Source organism: Novosphingobium sp. KCTC 2891 (genome assembly GCF_025938155.1).
Lineage (GTDB): Bacteria > Pseudomonadota > Alphaproteobacteria > Sphingomonadales > Sphingomonadaceae > Novosphingobium.
In genome coordinates, this window is sequence record NZ_JAPCZG010000008.1 from 173486 (window position 1) to 187466 (window position 13981).

Genomic DNA, 13981 nt, shown 5'->3' on the forward strand with positions numbered 1-13981 from the left:
GCCTTCGGTATGGCTCAGGTACCTTTAGGTGTCGTTCAGAACACGGCGATCGCGGCGTGCAGAACCAGCGCCATCAGCGCCACGCTCGACAGTGCGAACAGCAGGAAGCGTCCGGCGACCTTGTTCACGGTCGATTGCCAGATCGAATGGACCACGCGCAGGCCAACATAGGCCCACGCGATCTTGGCGTTCAGCCCATCGCCCTGACCGATGATCGCCAGCACGATGCATACCGCATAGAACACCGTAGGTGCTTCATGCAGGTGATTGTAATTATGCGCCTTCCACTGGATTTCGCGCGGCAGCAGGTTTTCCAGCATTGCGCCGGTCCAGCCCTGGTCCGCACCGGGCTCGGTCGGCTTCGGCAGCTTGCCTATGGCGGGAATACGCGTGGCGTACATCCACACCCACATCACCATGGTCCACGCCGCCAGCGCGACGACGGGTTTCAGGATCATCATGCCTATCATGTTCTTGGCTCCCCCTCTTGAAGTTATTTATGATGCAGACAGCGTAGCCACCGCCGCGCGAACCGCCAGCGCCATCAGCAGCATGGTGGACAGCAGGAACAGCAGGAAGCGCACGGGCACCCTGTTGATGGTCGCCTGCCACATCGAATGCACGATCCTCACCACAACGTAGCCCCAGGCCAGTCTCACATCGATCCGGCCCGCTCCGACGATCGCAATGATCGCGCTGACTGCATAAAACAACGTAGGTTGTTCCATCAGGTGTGTGTAATTGTGGGATTTCCAGTTGATTTCGGGAGGCAGGACGGTCTCCAGATCCTGACCCCGGCCGCCCGGCTTAGCTGCGCCGAGGCCGCCCATCCTGCGCATCGCCGGCAAGCGGGTTCCCGCCACCCACAGCAGCATGAACAATGACCACAGCACCAGCACGGCCGCCGGTGCGAGCATCTGCGCCTGCATCGCGCGCTTCCCCTCAATTTCGCGGGAGAGTGCGAAGCGCCGTGTCGATTGTCAAATGCAACCTATCGTGGGCGAGTGACCGTGCCGATCTGATAGTAGCCGAGCGGTCCCCGGCGCGTGGAGGCGGCAAGGCCGTCATCTTCGGCCAGCGCCGCGAGCGCTGCGCCCAGATCCGCGCGGGGGGTGACGTGGAAGCTCGCCAGCAAGCGGCGCAGGCCCGCGCGCAAGGGAAGTGGCAGGCCGTCGAGATCGCCGAAATCGACGATGTGCAGCGATCCGCCGGGGGCAAGCAGCGTGGCGGCGTGGTGGATGGCCTCGCGCCAGACCGGGATCATCGACACTGCATAGGAGATCACGATGCGGTCAAATTGCTCACGTCCAAACAAGGTCTTGGGATCGAAATCTGTGGCGTCACCGAGGCCCAGCCTCGCCCGGCCGCCGAGACGTCCCCCGGCGATCGACAGCATCTCGCGCGAGATATCCAGTCCATGGAGCACCGCGCCGGGCCAGCGTTTGCCGATCAGCGCCAGGTTGCGGCCGGTACCGCAGCCGACTTCGAGCACCGCCGTGCCGGGCTGCGCGTCCAGCCCGGCGATCAGCGTGTCCCGCCCAAAAAGGTAGTATTTCCGGGTCGCGTCATAGATGTGCTTCTGGCGCCGATAGACCGCGTCCATCAGCGCGCCGTGCGAGGGCGCGGTGCTGGCCATTACGCCAGCTCGTACAGGTGGACGCCGCCGTAGATCGAGGACCGGTCACGGCGCGTGTAGTCGAGGCTGGCCTCGGCATGGTAGCTCCAGCGCGAGAGCAGGGCGTCGTCCAGGCGGCCCGGCAGCAGGCTGGGGGCGGCGGCGGTGCGGAACAGCACGCGCGCGCCGGGACGGGCGGTACGGGTGATCTCGCTCCACAGCGCGTTGAGCTGATCGTCCGTCATCCAGTCCTGCGCGTCGAGCAGCACGTAGCGGTCGAGCGAGGCGGCAGGCTGGGCGGCGAGATGCTCGGTCATGTTGGCGTGGCGCACGTCCACGCGGTCGACGCGGGCGCGCACCGCTTCCCAGTTGGCCTGCTGGAGATAGGGCGGCAGCGGGCAGTCCGGTGCTTGGCCGTATCCGCGCGAAAATGCCTGCCATGCGAAGTAGTTATCGGCGATATCGAAGTCGCAAGCGAGCTTTTCGAGACGGCGGCGGAGCACTTCGGCCATGGGTTGGTCGCCCGCCAGAACATCGAACTGCGCCGGCGGAATGCCGAGGCCGAACAGCGAGGCTGGCTGGTCGGTCAGCCAGCGCACGAACTTGCGGTCGAACACCGGCGAAAGCTCGGCTTCGAACACCTGCCGCTGTTCTTCGGTCGAACGTGCCGAGAGAATCTTCGAAAGATCAATGCGGTAGAGCTTGGCAAGAAGGTGGGCCACGCCGATGAAGTTGCCCAGCAGCCCGCGCTTGTAGATGCCCTTGCGGAAACCGCCGATGCGGCGACGACCGATCAGGTCGCGCCCTTCCCAATAGCGGCGCGTCGGCTCGTCGAGGTGCTGCGCGACCCACGCATGATAGGCATCGACGTTGGCCTTGCTGTTCGCTTCGGCGAAGAAACGGCGGAACAGCGCATATTCCGGCAGGTGCCGGGCCGAGGCGACCTTGAGCTTGTTGAGCGCGATGTGCGCGGTGTTGAGATCGACGGCGGTGATCGCCGCCGGATCGGCCACGAGGTAGGACAGCACGTTGCAGCCGCCGCTGGCGATGGCGACCATCCGGCTGTCCGGACGGATCTGCAGCGCCTCCATGTCGACTTCGGGATCTTCCCAGATCTGGGCGTAGACCAGCCCGCGGAAAGCGAAGGCGAAGGCGTGGTCGAGCAGCCGGTTGGCAACGCTGGCGCCCTTGCGCACGACGGCGCCTTCGACCTTCGTTTGCGTGTCGGATGCGGAGAGGGTTTCGAGACTGGTCATGACCGTCGCTCAAGTCCTTATGAGGGTCTTTCGCGAGGCCGGATAGGATGGCAGCGTTGCGGTATTGTGGCAGCCGCGTGGCGAGTTTCAGTCCTTGCCCGCGATCACCGCCGTGAAGGCCTGCGGATCGACGTTCCCGCCCGACAGTATAACGGCCGTCCGTCCGTCCGAAGGCACCTTTCCGGCGAGCAGCGCCGCCAGTCCTGCCGCGCCGCCGGGTTCGATCACCAGCCGCAGGCGGGCGAAGGCCAGGCGCTGCGCGGCACGGACTTCGGCCTCGCTCACGGTAACGCCCTGCATCCCGCGTGACGTCATGACGGCAAAGTTGATCGGAAACGTGATCGGTGTCTGCAATGCATCGCACGCGGTTTTCGGCGGATTTTTCCCCAGCGGGAGGATCGCTCCGGCGGCGAGGCTGCGTGTGACATCATCCCAGCCTTCCGGTTCGACCGGCACGATTTCAGTATCCGGACAGGCGAGGGCGAGGCCCGCCGTCAGCCCGCCACCGCCACATGAGCAGACAATCCGCGTGGGCGCGCCGCCGGCATGGCGTTCCATCTGCGTCGCAAGCTCGATCCCCGCGCTGCCCTGTCCCTCGATCACCCACGGATCTCCATAGGCGTGGACCAGCACGGCGCCGGTCTGCGCGCACAAGTCACCGGCGATGGCATCGCGCGATTCGCGCATCCGGTCGTAAAGCACGATGTCCGCGCCCAGTGCGCGAGTGGCGTCCAGCTTTACCGTGGGCGCATCGGAAGGCATGACGATGGTGGCGGCCACGCCCAGCCGGCGCGCCGCCCATGCCACGCCCTGCGCGTGATTGCCGCTCGATACCGCGATCACGCCGCGCTGGCGGTCTTCCGACGAAAGGTCGCTCATTCGGTGCCACGCGCCGCGGATCTTGAAAGCGCCCACAGGCTGCAGGCTTTCCGCCTTGCACCACACCGTGCCGCGGCCGGGCAGGTCGAGCGGAAGCAGCGGCGTTTCGGGCAGCAGCGCGGCGATCTTTGCCGCCGCGCGCAGCACGCCGTCGCGGGTGGGTACGCGTTCAACGGGTGCGGCGCACTCAGGTATTGGGTTTGTCATGGCATTAGCCTAAAGGCGCAGCCCATGTCTGTCGCTCCCCTTGTCCGGGTGCGGCCCCTATCCGCATTTCGACTATGGAGATCCCATGGCCAAGGTTCTTGTCATCGGCGCCGGCGGCGTCAGTTCGGTTGCCGTCCACAAGATGGCGATGAATTCCGGCATCTTTACCGGCATCGCTCTCGCCAGCCGCACCAAGTCTAAGTGCGACGCCATCGCCGCTTCGGTGAAGGAGCGCACCGGCGTTGTCGTCGATACCTTCCAGATCGATGCCGACGACGTTGCGGCGACAACGGCGCTGATCAATGCGGTCAAGCCGGTGCTCGTGGTCAACCTGGCGCTGCCGTATCAGGACCTCCACATCATGGACGCCTGCCTGGCCGCCGGCGTGAACTACATGGATACCGCGAACTACGAGCCGATCGACGTGGCCAAGTTCGAATACAAGTGGCAGTGGGCCTATCAGGATCGCTTCAAGGAAGCAGGCCTGATGGCGCTGCTCGGTTCGGGCTTCGATCCGGGCGTGACCAGCGTGTTCGCCACCTGGCTGAAGAAGCACAAGCTGGACACGATCCGCACGCTCGACATCCTCGACTGCAACGGCGGCGACCACGGCCAGCACTTTGCCACGAACTTCAACCCGGAAATCAACATCCGCGAAGTGACCGCCCCCGCGCGCCACTGGCTGAACGGCGAGTGGATCGAGACCCCGGCGCTGACCATCCGCGAGAACTTCGACTTCGAGGCGGTCGGCCCGAAGAACATGTACCTGATGTATCACGAGGAAATCGAAAGCCTCGCGCATCATCTGCCCGAAATCGAGCGCATCCGCTTCTGGATGACCTTCGGCGATGCCTATATCACGCACCTTACCGTGCTGCAGAACGTGGGCATGACCCGGATCGATCCGGTGATCTACGAGGGCAAGGAGATCATTCCGCTCCAGTTCCTCAAGGCCGTGCTGCCCGAACCCGCTTCGCTGGGGCCGACGACGAAGGGCAAGACCAACATCGGCGACATCGCCACCGGCCTCAAGGACGGGGTGGAGAAGACGTTCTACGTCTACAATATCTGCGACCACGAGGACGCCTATCGCGAAACCGGCAACCAGGCGGTGAGCTATACCACCGGCGTGCCGGCGATGATCGGCGCGGCGCTGATGGTGCAGGGCATCTGGAGCGGAACGGGCGTGTTCAACATCGAACAGTTCGATCCCGATCCCTACATGGACATGCTGAACGAGCATGGCCTGCCTTGGAACTGCAAGGAACTGGCCGGGCCGCTGGCGTTTTGATCTGAGTTCCTCCCCCGCTCAGGGGGAGGATCATTGGGACCTTTCGATATGGAAACCAGAGCCGGCGATCCGGGCGCGTTCGCGCATTTCGACCTGTCGCGCGTCGACAGTCCGGCCTTCGTGGTCGATGCGGCGGCGCTCCGGCGCAATCTGTCGGTTCTGGCGGACATCCGCGACCGCGCCGGGATCAAGGTGCTGGCCGCGCTCAAGGCGTTCTCGATGTGGCGCGTGGCGCCGATCGTGGGCGAATACCTGAACGGGGTGTGCACCTCGGGCCTGTGGGAAGCACTGCTGGCCTCCGAGCACTACAAGGGCGAGATCGCGACTTATTGCGCGGCCTACAAGGCGGAGGACCTGCCCGAGATCTTGCGCCTGTCCGACCATGTGATCTTCAACTCGCCCGGCCAGCACGAGCGTTTCAAGCGCGAGATCGCGGCGGCGCGGGCAGGGGGTGATCGATTCGATATCGCCCTGCGGATCAACCCGTTGCACGCGGAAGGTGAAGTTCCGCGTTATGATCCCTGTGCGCCGCATTCCCGCCTTGGCTTTCCGGTGGACCAGCTTGAGGATGCCCATCTGGAGGGCGTGACCGGCCTTCATTTCCACACGTTGTGCGAGCAGGACTTCGAGCCGCTCAAGCGCACGTGGGAGGCGTTGAAGCCGCGGATCGAGCGGTTCTTCCCGCAGCTGGAATGGCTGAACTTCGGCGGCGGGCATCACGTGACGCGTGCCGACTACCAGCGCGATGAGCTGGTGGCGTTCCTGAAGCAGGTGAAGGCCGAGACGGGCTGCGAGATCTATCTCGAACCGGGTGAGGCCGTTGCGCTCGACGCCGGCATTCTGGTCGGCACGGTGCTGGACACGCACTGGAACGGGATGCCCCTGGCCATCACCGACATTTCCGCCACCTGCCACATGCCCGACGTGATCGAGGCGCCTTATCGCCCGGCCATGCTGGGTGAATTGCCGGTGGACGAATATGAAGACGGGCAGGGCGACGCCCCGGTGCGGCTCGGCGGGCCGTCGTGTCTCGCCGGCGATGTGATCGGCGATTACCGGATGAGCGTGCCCTGCGCCCCAGGCGTGCGGTTCGCGTTCCTCGACCAGGCACACTATTCGATGGTCAAGACCACGACATTCAACGGCGTGCCGCTGCCCTCGATCTGGTTGTGGGACAGCGAAACCGATGCGCTCGAGCGGGTGCGAAGCTTCTCTTACGAGGACTTCCGCGACCGCCTGTCGTGATGCTGCGAGCGAGTCGCGGCTGAGCCTGCGTGCCAGGCTTCTGAAGCCGGAACCAAATCGGTATGGAACGTCACGCAGATGCAAGGTTTTGCGCGGGTTTCGCGATCCAGAGTGGGTAGATGTTTCATTTTTTTGACATTCATCTGAGGGCCTGATTTTTTCACTTGATGTTCAGCGCGGGGGTCCTATTTAGCGCCTCTCGCTGCCCCATGGGGACTTCCAAACCGCAAGGCAGCTTCGTTCAACTGTTCCGTTTGGGGGTCCCTTGAGTTGCACATCCATCCCGACGCATTGGCTGTAGTTGGCGCATCCGCGCCTGACCAACCCGCCATTCTGAATCGCCCGCATGCCGCTGCGCGCGCTGCCCGTTTCTTCGTCGAGAAGTTTCCGGGCCGCTCGCTTTATGCGGTGAAGGCGAATCCGTCTCCGGACCTGCTGCGCGTGCTGTGGGACGCGGGCGTCACTCACTATGATGTCGCCTCGATCGTCGAGGTCCGTCTGGTGCGTGCCACGCTGCCCGAAGCCACGCTGTGCTTCATGCATCCTGTGAAGACGCCGAGCGCGATCGTGGAAGCCTACCGCGACCATGGCGTGCGCGTGTTCAGCCTCGATTCGCTGGACGAGCTGGAAAAGATCACTTCGGCTGCCACGCAGGCCAATGGCGGGATCGCTCCCGAGGACCTTACGCTGTGCGTGCGCCTGCGCGTCTCGTCGGAATATTCGGAACTCAGCCTCGCGTCGAAGTTCGGGTGCGATCTGACCCAGGCTGGCGAACTGCTCCAGGCCACGCGCCAAGTCGCGGATTCGCTGGGCATCTGCTTCCACGTCGGCAGCCAGTCGATGAGCCCGCACGCCTATGTGCAGGCGCTCGAGAAGGCGCGCGCGGCGATCGTCGATGCGGCCGTCACGGTCGACATCATCGACGTGGGCGGCGGGTTCCCGTCGATCTATCCGGGCATGGAGCCGCCGCCGCTGGAGGACTACTTCGGCGTGATCGACCGCACCTATGAATCGCTGCCGGTGTCTTACTCGGCCGAACTGTGGTGTGAGCCGGGCCGTGCGCTCTGTGCGGAATACAACTCGATGATCGTGCGCGTCGAAAAGCGCCGCGGCGAAGAGCTGTACATCAATGACGGCGCCTATGGCGCGCTGTTCGATGCGGCGCACGTGGGTTGGCGCTTCCCGGTTCGCCTGCTGCGCGAGGACGCTTCGAGCGAAGTGCAGCCGTTCTCGTTCTGGGGGCCGACTTGCGACGACATGGACCACATGGATGGTCCGTTCGAACTGCCGGGCGACATCAAGGCGGGCGATTACATCGAGATCGGGATGCTCGGTGCCTATGGCGCCGCGATGAAGACCGCGTTCAACGGCTTTGGCGCGACCGAGGTGTTCACCGTCTCGGACGAGCCGATGGCCAGCCAGTACCGCGGGGACCGTCGCGATCCGCGTGTATCGGACAACGTCGTCTCGCTGCGCTGATCCGACTGTCAATCGATCAAGAGAGGCCTCGCCGTTTCGGCGGGGCCTTTTTTGTTGGCCGGAATGCCTCGTGATCGGCGTGTGTCGGATTTGACGGCGGCGTCGCCCGGTGTATTATCTGGGCAATACACTGAACGAGGGGAAGTGCGATGCGATCAAGGCTTGCGGGTGTTTGTTGGGGGCTGCTTGCCGGGCTGGCATGGGCGCCAATGGCCCAGGCGGAGGACAAGCCGGTCGAAGTGATGGTGCTCGGCACCTACCACTTCGGCAACCCGGGCCTCGATGTCGTCAACGCCAAGGTGGACGATGTCACGACGCCGCAGCGGCAGAGGGAACTGGACGCGTTGGCGGATGCGGTCCTGGCCTTCCATCCGACCAGAGTGATGGTCGAGTCCGAGCAGCAGGGTCCGGATTTTGGCGTCGCGGCCTATGCGGCTTTCTCGCCGGCCGATCTGGCGACCAAGCGCAACGAGATCGTCCAGATCGGCTATCGTATCGCGCGCAAGGCAGGCCTTGCGACGGTCCAGGGGATCGACGAGCAGCCGGGGCCGGGTGAGCCGGACTATTTCCCCTACGAAGCCCTGCAAGCCTATGCCAAGGCCGCGGGTGAGGAGGCTGCGCTTGGCGCGACCTATGGCGAGGTTCGCGCTGCGCTGGCCGATTTCGAGGCTCGCCAGCCAAACGAAAGCGTCCCCCGGCTGTTGATGGCCTACAATGACCCAGCTTCGGCCTTTGCCGCCAACGCGGGCTATTATGCGCTGCTTCGCTTCGGCAATGGCGATGCTCAGCCCGGCGCGGTGCTGAACGCGATGTGGTACATGCGCAATGCCAAGATCTTCGCGAAGCTGATCAATGCGTCGCGGCCCGGCGACCGCGTGCTGGTCGTCTATGGCGCGGGGCACGGCTACTGGTTGCGGCACTTCGCAGAAACGACCCCGGGCTACCGCTCGGTCGATATCCGGCCCTATCTTGTGAAGGCAGCCAGCGCGATCGGACGCTGAGGCCACAAAAAAGCCCTCTCGGTGTCGAGAGGGCTTTTTATGCTTCGGAAAGGAAGTCAGCCGTTTACGCGGCCTTCCTTGTCTCCAGTTCGAGCCGTTCCCAGATTTCCGAGAGAGCCTTGGTCAGATCGACCATCATCGCCTCCGTGTGCGACGGTCCCGGCGTGAACCGCAGGCGCTCGGTGCCACGCGGAACGGTCGGGAAATTGATCGGCTGAACATAGACGCCGTATTCGGCGAGCAGGATGTCGCTGACCTTCTTGGCGCGCACCGGATCGCCGACCATCAGCGGCACGATGTGCGTGGTCGAGTTCATCACCGGCAGGCCGGCATCGCGGAACAGTTCCTTGAGCCGCGCGGCCGCCGCCTGCTGGCCCTCGCGCTCGACGCTCGATGCCTTGAGGTGGCGCACGCTCGCCAGCACGCCTGCAACCAGCACGGGCGACAGCGAAGTGGTGAAGATGAAGCCGGGGGCATAGGAGCGGATCACATCGATGATCCGCGTGTCGGCGGCGATATAGCCGCCCATCACGCCGAACGCCTTGCCCAGCGTGCCCTCGATGATGTCGATGCGGTGGGCCGCTTCGTCACGATCGGTGATGCCACCGCCGCGCGGGCCGTACATGCCGACCGCGTGGACTTCATCGATATAGGTGAGGGCGTTGTACTTTTCGGCGAGGTCGCAGATTGCGTGGATGGGCGCGATGTCGCCGTCCATCGAATAGACGCTCTCGAACGCGATCAGCTTGGGCACGGCCGGATCGGCTTCTGCCAGCAGTTCCTCGAGATGCTCCACGTCGTTGTGACGGAACACACGCTTTTCCGCACCCGAATTGCGGATGCCCGCGATCATCGACGCGTGGTTCAGTTCGTCCGAGAAGATGACGCAGCCGGGCAGAACCTTGGCCAGCGTGGACAGCGTGGCGTCGTTCGAGACATAGCCGGAGGTGAACAGCAGTGCGCCGTCCTTGCCGTGCAGGTCCGCCAGCTCCTGTTCGAGCTGGATGTGGTAATGCGTGTTGCCGCCGATGTTGCGCGTGCCGCCGGAGCCGGCGCCCACGTCATGCAGGGCTTCCTCCATCGCGGCGATCACCTTGGGGTGCTGACCCATCGCGAGATAGTCGTTGGAGCACCACACAGTGATCGGCTTCGGGCCGTTGTGACCGGCAAAGCAGCGGGCGTTGGGGTAGGCACCCCTGTTCCGCAGAATGTCGATAAAGACGCGGTAGCGACCTTCGGAATGCAGACGCTCGATAGCAGAATCGAAAACCTGATCGTAATTCACCCCGCCGCTCCTCTCTGCATGGAGACCGCAATCGTCTCCGCGGACCCGACACTTTGGGTCCGACCGGCGAATGGGGCGCCTATTACGCCTGTTGCCAAAGCTTTGCCAGCATCATTTGATGGCCGCGTCGTTCTCCTCCATCGAGGTTCCCCCAAGGCTCGGATCGGGGTCCTGAGCAGTGTAGATATAGCTGGTGGCAAAGTGCGGGCCGCGCCGTGGGTTTTGCATCCAGTTGAGATCATTGGCGTAGACCAGCGTCAGGCGAGGCTGTTGCGCTTTCAACGCGGCCAGGCCCTTGAGCCATCCGATGACGGCGACCCGATCTTCTCCGCCCTGCCACCCGGACGCCAGCCGGGACCGGGGGCGCAGCCACGTGACGTTGCGTTCCATCGCGGCGACATCGCCCGTGAACAGGTATTCGCGCCCATTCGCGAGCTGCACGTAGATCATCTGCGATCCGGGGGTGTGGCCAGGTGTGCGGACCAGGACAATGCCCGGGGCGACGGCGGCAATGGCGGGGCCATCGACGATCCTGCCAACGCTGTCGATCACGCCGCGGCGCATCCGGTCCATTGTTTCGGCCTGCGCGCGATTGAGAATGACCCGGGGCGCGATGGTGTCGAAATCGCGGGAGGCGAGGAAGCCGCCGACGTAGTCCGGATGCTCGTGGGTGACGAGGATGCGTTGGGCGCCGTGCATCCACGCATCGACCTCGCGCCGGGCGGCCGGGTTGAAGCGGTCGAAGTCCATGTCCTCCGCCTGATACTGCGTAAGGCCGGTGTCGATCAGGGTGTCGCCGCCAGGCGTTGCGAGGCGGAACGCGATCTTGGCAACGCGATCCGCACGCAGTCCGCCGCCTGCCACCAGCGCGGTGCCCGGCATGTCGCGCACGGCCAGCACGGCATAGCTGATGGCGGTGGGCTTTGGCCCCTCGATTGACACGGCGGCGCGGCGAATGGCCGCGATGTCGATCGTTCGCGCCGGGACATCGGCGGTCCGCGCATCGATCAGCAGCCAGTAGTAGGGCATCGCGACGACGATGAACAAACTGATGAAGATCCGCGACAATATCCCCACGACGACGATCCCTTCAGAGCACCACGATGCGGTCGAGACCGTGTTCGTGCAGCGCGGGCCTTAGCCGGGGAAGGTCGTCGTCGTCACGCGTGAACAAGGCGATGTCATCTCCATCGCGTCGCCAGGGCTGGCCCTGTGTGAGAAAGGCGATGCGCCGGGCGATGCCGTCCGATCCATCGACGAACCGGACTTCCGGCCCGAATGCTGCGGCGAGCTCGGTCTCGATCAGCGGAAAGTGGGTGCAGGCGAGCACGACCACGTCGATCGCCTCGCCTCCCGGCATTGCGCGCAGCGCCTGGGCTGCGCGGGCATAGACGGCGGGATCGACCGGATCGCCGCGCAATTTGGCCTCGGCCGCCGCGACCAGTTCGGGCGCGCCGTGGCGCAGCAGCCGCTTGTCGGCAGCGAATTCGGCCTCCAGACGATCGACGTAACCTTGCCGGATCGTGGCTTCGGTGCCGAGCAGGCCGATTACCCCGGTGCGGGTCATGGCGGCGGCGGGCTTGATCGCTGGAACCGTGCCGACAATGGGCACTTCCAGCACCTCGCGCACCGAGGCGAGCGCGATGGTCGAGGCGGTGTTGCAGGCGATGCAGACGAGCCGTGGACGGAAACGCTCGGTCATGCGGCCCAGCAGACCGGAAACGCGCGCCGCGATCTGGGCCTCGGTCTTGTTGCCATAGGGCAGGCCGGCATTGTCAGCCGCATAGATCACCGGCGCCTGCGGCAGCAGCGCGCGGACCTTGCGCAGCACCGAAAGCCCGCCAACGCCCGAATCGAACAGCAGCAGCGGCGCAGCCGGATCGACCTTTTCCGGCGCCGAACCCGCCTTGTCGGCGACCGCGCTATGCTGAACCCCTACCGTCATGAATGCCGTTCTATCGGCAGTGGCGGCAAAAAGAAAAGCCACCCTCTCCCCTTTGTGCCCGGCGGGCGATAAGAGCGGGGGCGTGGAACCGCTTTTTGCCCTTATCGCCGGCTATGCGCTCGGGTCCGTCCCGTTCGGCCTCATCCTCACCCGCCTGACCGGCGCCGGAGACTTGCGCGCCATCGGGTCGGGCAACATCGGCGCGACCAACGTGCTGCGCACCGGGCGCAAGGGGCTGGCGGCGGCGACGCTGCTGCTCGATCTTGCCAAGGGGCTGCTGGCCGTGGCGATCGCGCGTCACATCTGGCCGGGGAGCGAGGCCCTTGCAGCGCTGGGCGCGGTGATCGGGCACTGTTTCCCGGTGTGGTTGCGGTTCAAGGGCGGCAAGGGCGTGGCGACCATGATGGGTGTTTCCCTGGGCCTCGCCTGGCCGATCGGGCTGGCCTATGCGGTGGTCTGGCTGGGGGTGCTCGCGATCACGCGCATCTCCTCGCTTAGTGGCCTGTGCGCGGCGATGGCGGCGCCGGTCGCGGCGCTGCTGCTGGGATACCGCGACTATGCGCCGGTGCTGACCGCGATCGCGCTGCTGGTGATCTGGCTGCACCGCGCCAACATTGCGCGGCTGCGCGCCGGGACCGAACCGAAGGTCGGTTCCAAGGGGTGAACGCGGCTGACGCGCCCGCACTGACCCGTGACGAGGCTTTCGCCCGTATCCGGCTGCTGCGTTCGCCCAATGTCGGCCCGGTCAGTTATTTCCAGTTGCTGCGGCGCTTCGGCAGTGCGGCCGGAGCGCTCGACGCCTTGCCCGATCTCGCCGGCAGGGGCGGGGTGCGGTACCGCGCCGCGCCGGCTGACCGGATCGAGCAGGAAATCGCCGCCGTCCGCCGGCTTGGCGCGCGCTATCTGTTCCACGATTCGCCGGACTATCCCGCAGGCCTGTCCCGGCTCGAAAACCCGCCGCCGATCCTGACGATACGCGGCGACATTGCCCTTTGCACGCAGCCTTCGGTCGCTGTCGTCGGCGCGCGCAATGCGTCTGCCGGGGCGGTCAAGCTGGCGCGGCAGTTCGCCGCCGCGCTGGCGGGAGAGGGCCATGCCGTGGTGTCCGGCCTGGCGCGCGGGATCGACGCGGCCGCGCATGCCGGCGCGCTGGCGGGCATGGCGCAGGGCGGCGGCACCATCGGGGTGATCGCCAGTGGCATCGACATCGCCTACCCGCCGGAAAACGCCGCGCTTCAGGACGAAGTGGCGGCGCGGGGGCTGCTGATCGCGGAAATGCCGCCGGGCACGGAGCCGCTCGCCCGCCACTTTCCCTGGCGCAATCGCATCATCGCCGGGCTGGCGACAGGCACCCTGGTGGTGGAAGCGGCGCCGAAGTCCGGCTCGCTGATCACCGCGCGCCTTGCGGCCGAGGCCGGGCGCGAGGTCATGGCCATTCCCGGATCGCCGCTCGACAGTCGCTCGCAGGGCTGCAACCAGCTGATCCGCGATGGCGCGATCCTCGTCCAGACGGCGGCCGACGTGATCGAACTGCTGACCGGCTTCGACGGCGCGCCGCGCTCGACTTTCCGCGAGCAGGACGTTGGAACCTTCGCCGCTGCCGAGCCTGAGGAGCCGGCGGACGTTGCCGGCTTGCTCGGCACCGCGCCGGTCGCCGTCGACGAACTGATCCGTCAGAGCGGCGCGAGTGCGGGGGCGGTGCAGATGGCGCTGCTGGAGCTTGAACTCGCCGGGCGGCTTGTCCGCCATGCCGGGGGGCGCGTCTCGACCTGCTGATC

General features: G+C 65.4%; 14 protein-coding genes. 6 read left to right on the plus strand and 8 right to left on the minus strand.

The features are described 5' to 3' along the window. Nucleotides 1-35: 35 nt before the first annotated feature. From OLX02_RS15355 to OLX02_RS15375, 5 genes are all read right to left on the minus strand, one after another. The gene (locus tag OLX02_RS15355; protein WP_264424261.1) at nt 36-461 is read right to left on the minus strand and encodes an MAPEG family protein; all 426 of its coding nucleotides are present in this window, start codon (nt 459-461) and stop codon (nt 36-38) included. 36 nt (nt 462-497) lie between these two features. After that, the gene (locus tag OLX02_RS15360) at nt 498-929 is read right to left on the minus strand and encodes an MAPEG family protein (RefSeq protein WP_264424263.1); all 432 of its coding nucleotides are present in this window, start codon (nt 927-929) and stop codon (nt 498-500) included. A 62-nt stretch (nt 930-991) separates the two neighbouring features. Then, nucleotides 992-1636 (minus strand): class I SAM-dependent methyltransferase, encoded by a 645-nt coding sequence (locus OLX02_RS15365; RefSeq protein WP_264424265.1) that lies wholly within the window; start codon nt 1634-1636, stop codon nt 992-994. After that, nucleotides 1636-2871, minus strand: a complete 1236-nt coding sequence (locus OLX02_RS15370) for a DUF3419 family protein (RefSeq protein WP_264424266.1) — start codon at nt 2869-2871, stop codon at nt 1636-1638. Before OLX02_RS15370 ends, OLX02_RS15365 begins: the two co-directional genes overlap by 1 nt. Nucleotides 2872-2958: 87 nt before the next feature. Next, nucleotides 2959-3957 carry a threonine/serine dehydratase gene (locus OLX02_RS15375; protein ID WP_264424268.1) on the minus strand — a complete coding sequence of 333 codons (999 nt, stop codon included), beginning with the start codon at nt 3955-3957 and terminating at the stop codon, nt 2959-2961. A gap of 85 nt (nt 3958-4042) precedes the next feature. Here OLX02_RS15375 and OLX02_RS15380 point away from each other — a divergent pair, with 85 nt between their 5' ends. The 4 genes from OLX02_RS15380 to OLX02_RS15395 all read left to right on the plus strand — a co-directional run bounded on the left by OLX02_RS15380 (nt 4043) and on the right by OLX02_RS15395 (nt 8973). Further along, the gene (locus tag OLX02_RS15380; RefSeq protein ID WP_264424270.1) at nt 4043-5248 is read left to right on the plus strand and encodes a saccharopine dehydrogenase family protein; all 1206 of its coding nucleotides are present in this window, start codon (nt 4043-4045) and stop codon (nt 5246-5248) included. Nucleotides 5249-5296: 48 nt separating this feature from the next. Next, nucleotides 5297-6493 carry a carboxynorspermidine decarboxylase gene (locus OLX02_RS15385; protein ID WP_264424271.1) on the plus strand — a complete coding sequence of 399 codons (1197 nt, stop codon included), beginning with the start codon at nt 5297-5299 and terminating at the stop codon, nt 6491-6493. Between the two features lie 270 nt (nt 6494-6763). Continuing rightward, a complete protein-coding gene (locus OLX02_RS15390) occupies nt 6764-7972 on the plus strand; it encodes a type III PLP-dependent enzyme (RefSeq protein WP_264424273.1) in 1209 nt (402 codons plus the stop codon). Nucleotides 7973-8181: 209 nt separating this feature from the next. Beyond that, nucleotides 8182-8973 (plus strand): DUF5694 domain-containing protein, encoded by a 792-nt coding sequence (locus tag OLX02_RS15395; RefSeq protein ID WP_264424274.1) that lies wholly within the window; start codon nt 8182-8184, stop codon nt 8971-8973. Nucleotides 8974-9037: 64 nt separating this feature from the next. Here OLX02_RS15395 and hemA read toward each other — a convergent pair whose 3' ends face one another. The 3 genes from hemA to murI all read right to left on the minus strand — a co-directional run bounded on the left by hemA (nt 9038) and on the right by murI (nt 12203). After that, on the minus strand, nt 9038-10258 hold the full coding sequence (gene hemA, locus OLX02_RS15400) for a 5-aminolevulinate synthase (protein WP_264424275.1): 1221 nt from the start codon (nt 10256-10258) through the stop codon (nt 9038-9040). Between the two features lie 111 nt (nt 10259-10369). Further along, the gene (locus OLX02_RS15405) at nt 10370-11335 is read right to left on the minus strand and encodes an MBL fold metallo-hydrolase (protein WP_264424277.1); all 966 of its coding nucleotides are present in this window, start codon (nt 11333-11335) and stop codon (nt 10370-10372) included. Between the two features lie 13 nt (nt 11336-11348). Next, entirely contained in the window at nt 11349-12203 is an 855-nt protein-coding gene (murI, locus tag OLX02_RS15410) for a glutamate racemase (RefSeq protein ID WP_264424279.1), read from the minus strand. An 82-nt stretch (nt 12204-12285) separates the two neighbouring features. On the opposite strand from murI, the gene plsY reads away from it, so the two are divergent. Both plsY and dprA read left to right on the plus strand, forming a co-directional pair. Then, nucleotides 12286-12867, plus strand: coding sequence for a glycerol-3-phosphate 1-O-acyltransferase PlsY (gene plsY / locus OLX02_RS15415; protein WP_264424280.1), 582 nt, complete (start codon nt 12286-12288; stop codon nt 12865-12867). Next, nucleotides 12864-13979, plus strand: a complete 1116-nt coding sequence (gene dprA, locus OLX02_RS15420; RefSeq protein ID WP_264424281.1) for a DNA-processing protein DprA — start codon at nt 12864-12866, stop codon at nt 13977-13979. The genes plsY and dprA overlap by 4 nt, the downstream gene beginning before the upstream one ends. Nucleotides 13980-13981: the final 2 nt, after the last annotated feature.

Bases quoted from the DNA above. Each gene is read 5' to 3' on its own strand.
- OLX02_RS15355 (WP_264424261.1), bottom strand. From the start codon at position 461: ATGATGATCCTGAAACCCGTCGTCGCGCTGGCGGCGTGGACCATGGTG.
- OLX02_RS15360 (WP_264424263.1), bottom strand. From the start codon at position 929: ATGCAGGCGCAGATGCTCGCACCGGCGGCCGTGCTGGTGCTGTGGTCA.
- OLX02_RS15365 (WP_264424265.1), bottom strand. From the start codon at position 1,636: ATGGCCAGCACCGCGCCCTCGCACGGCGCGCTGATGGACGCGGTCTAT.
- OLX02_RS15370 (WP_264424266.1), bottom strand. From the start codon at position 2,871: ATGACCAGTCTCGAAACCCTCTCCGCATCCGACACGCAAACGAAGGTC.
- OLX02_RS15375 (WP_264424268.1), bottom strand. From the start codon at position 3,957: ATGACAAACCCAATACCTGAGTGCGCCGCACCCGTTGAACGCGTACCC.
- OLX02_RS15380 (WP_264424270.1), top strand. From the start codon at position 4,043: ATGGCCAAGGTTCTTGTCATCGGCGCCGGCGGCGTCAGTTCGGTTGCC.
- OLX02_RS15385 (WP_264424271.1), top strand. From the start codon at position 5,297: ATGGAAACCAGAGCCGGCGATCCGGGCGCGTTCGCGCATTTCGACCTG.
- OLX02_RS15395 (WP_264424274.1), top strand. From the start codon at position 8,182: ATGGCCCAGGCGGAGGACAAGCCGGTCGAAGTGATGGTGCTCGGCACC.
- murI (WP_264424279.1), bottom strand. From the start codon at position 12,203: ATGACGGTAGGGGTTCAGCATAGCGCGGTCGCCGACAAGGCGGGTTCG.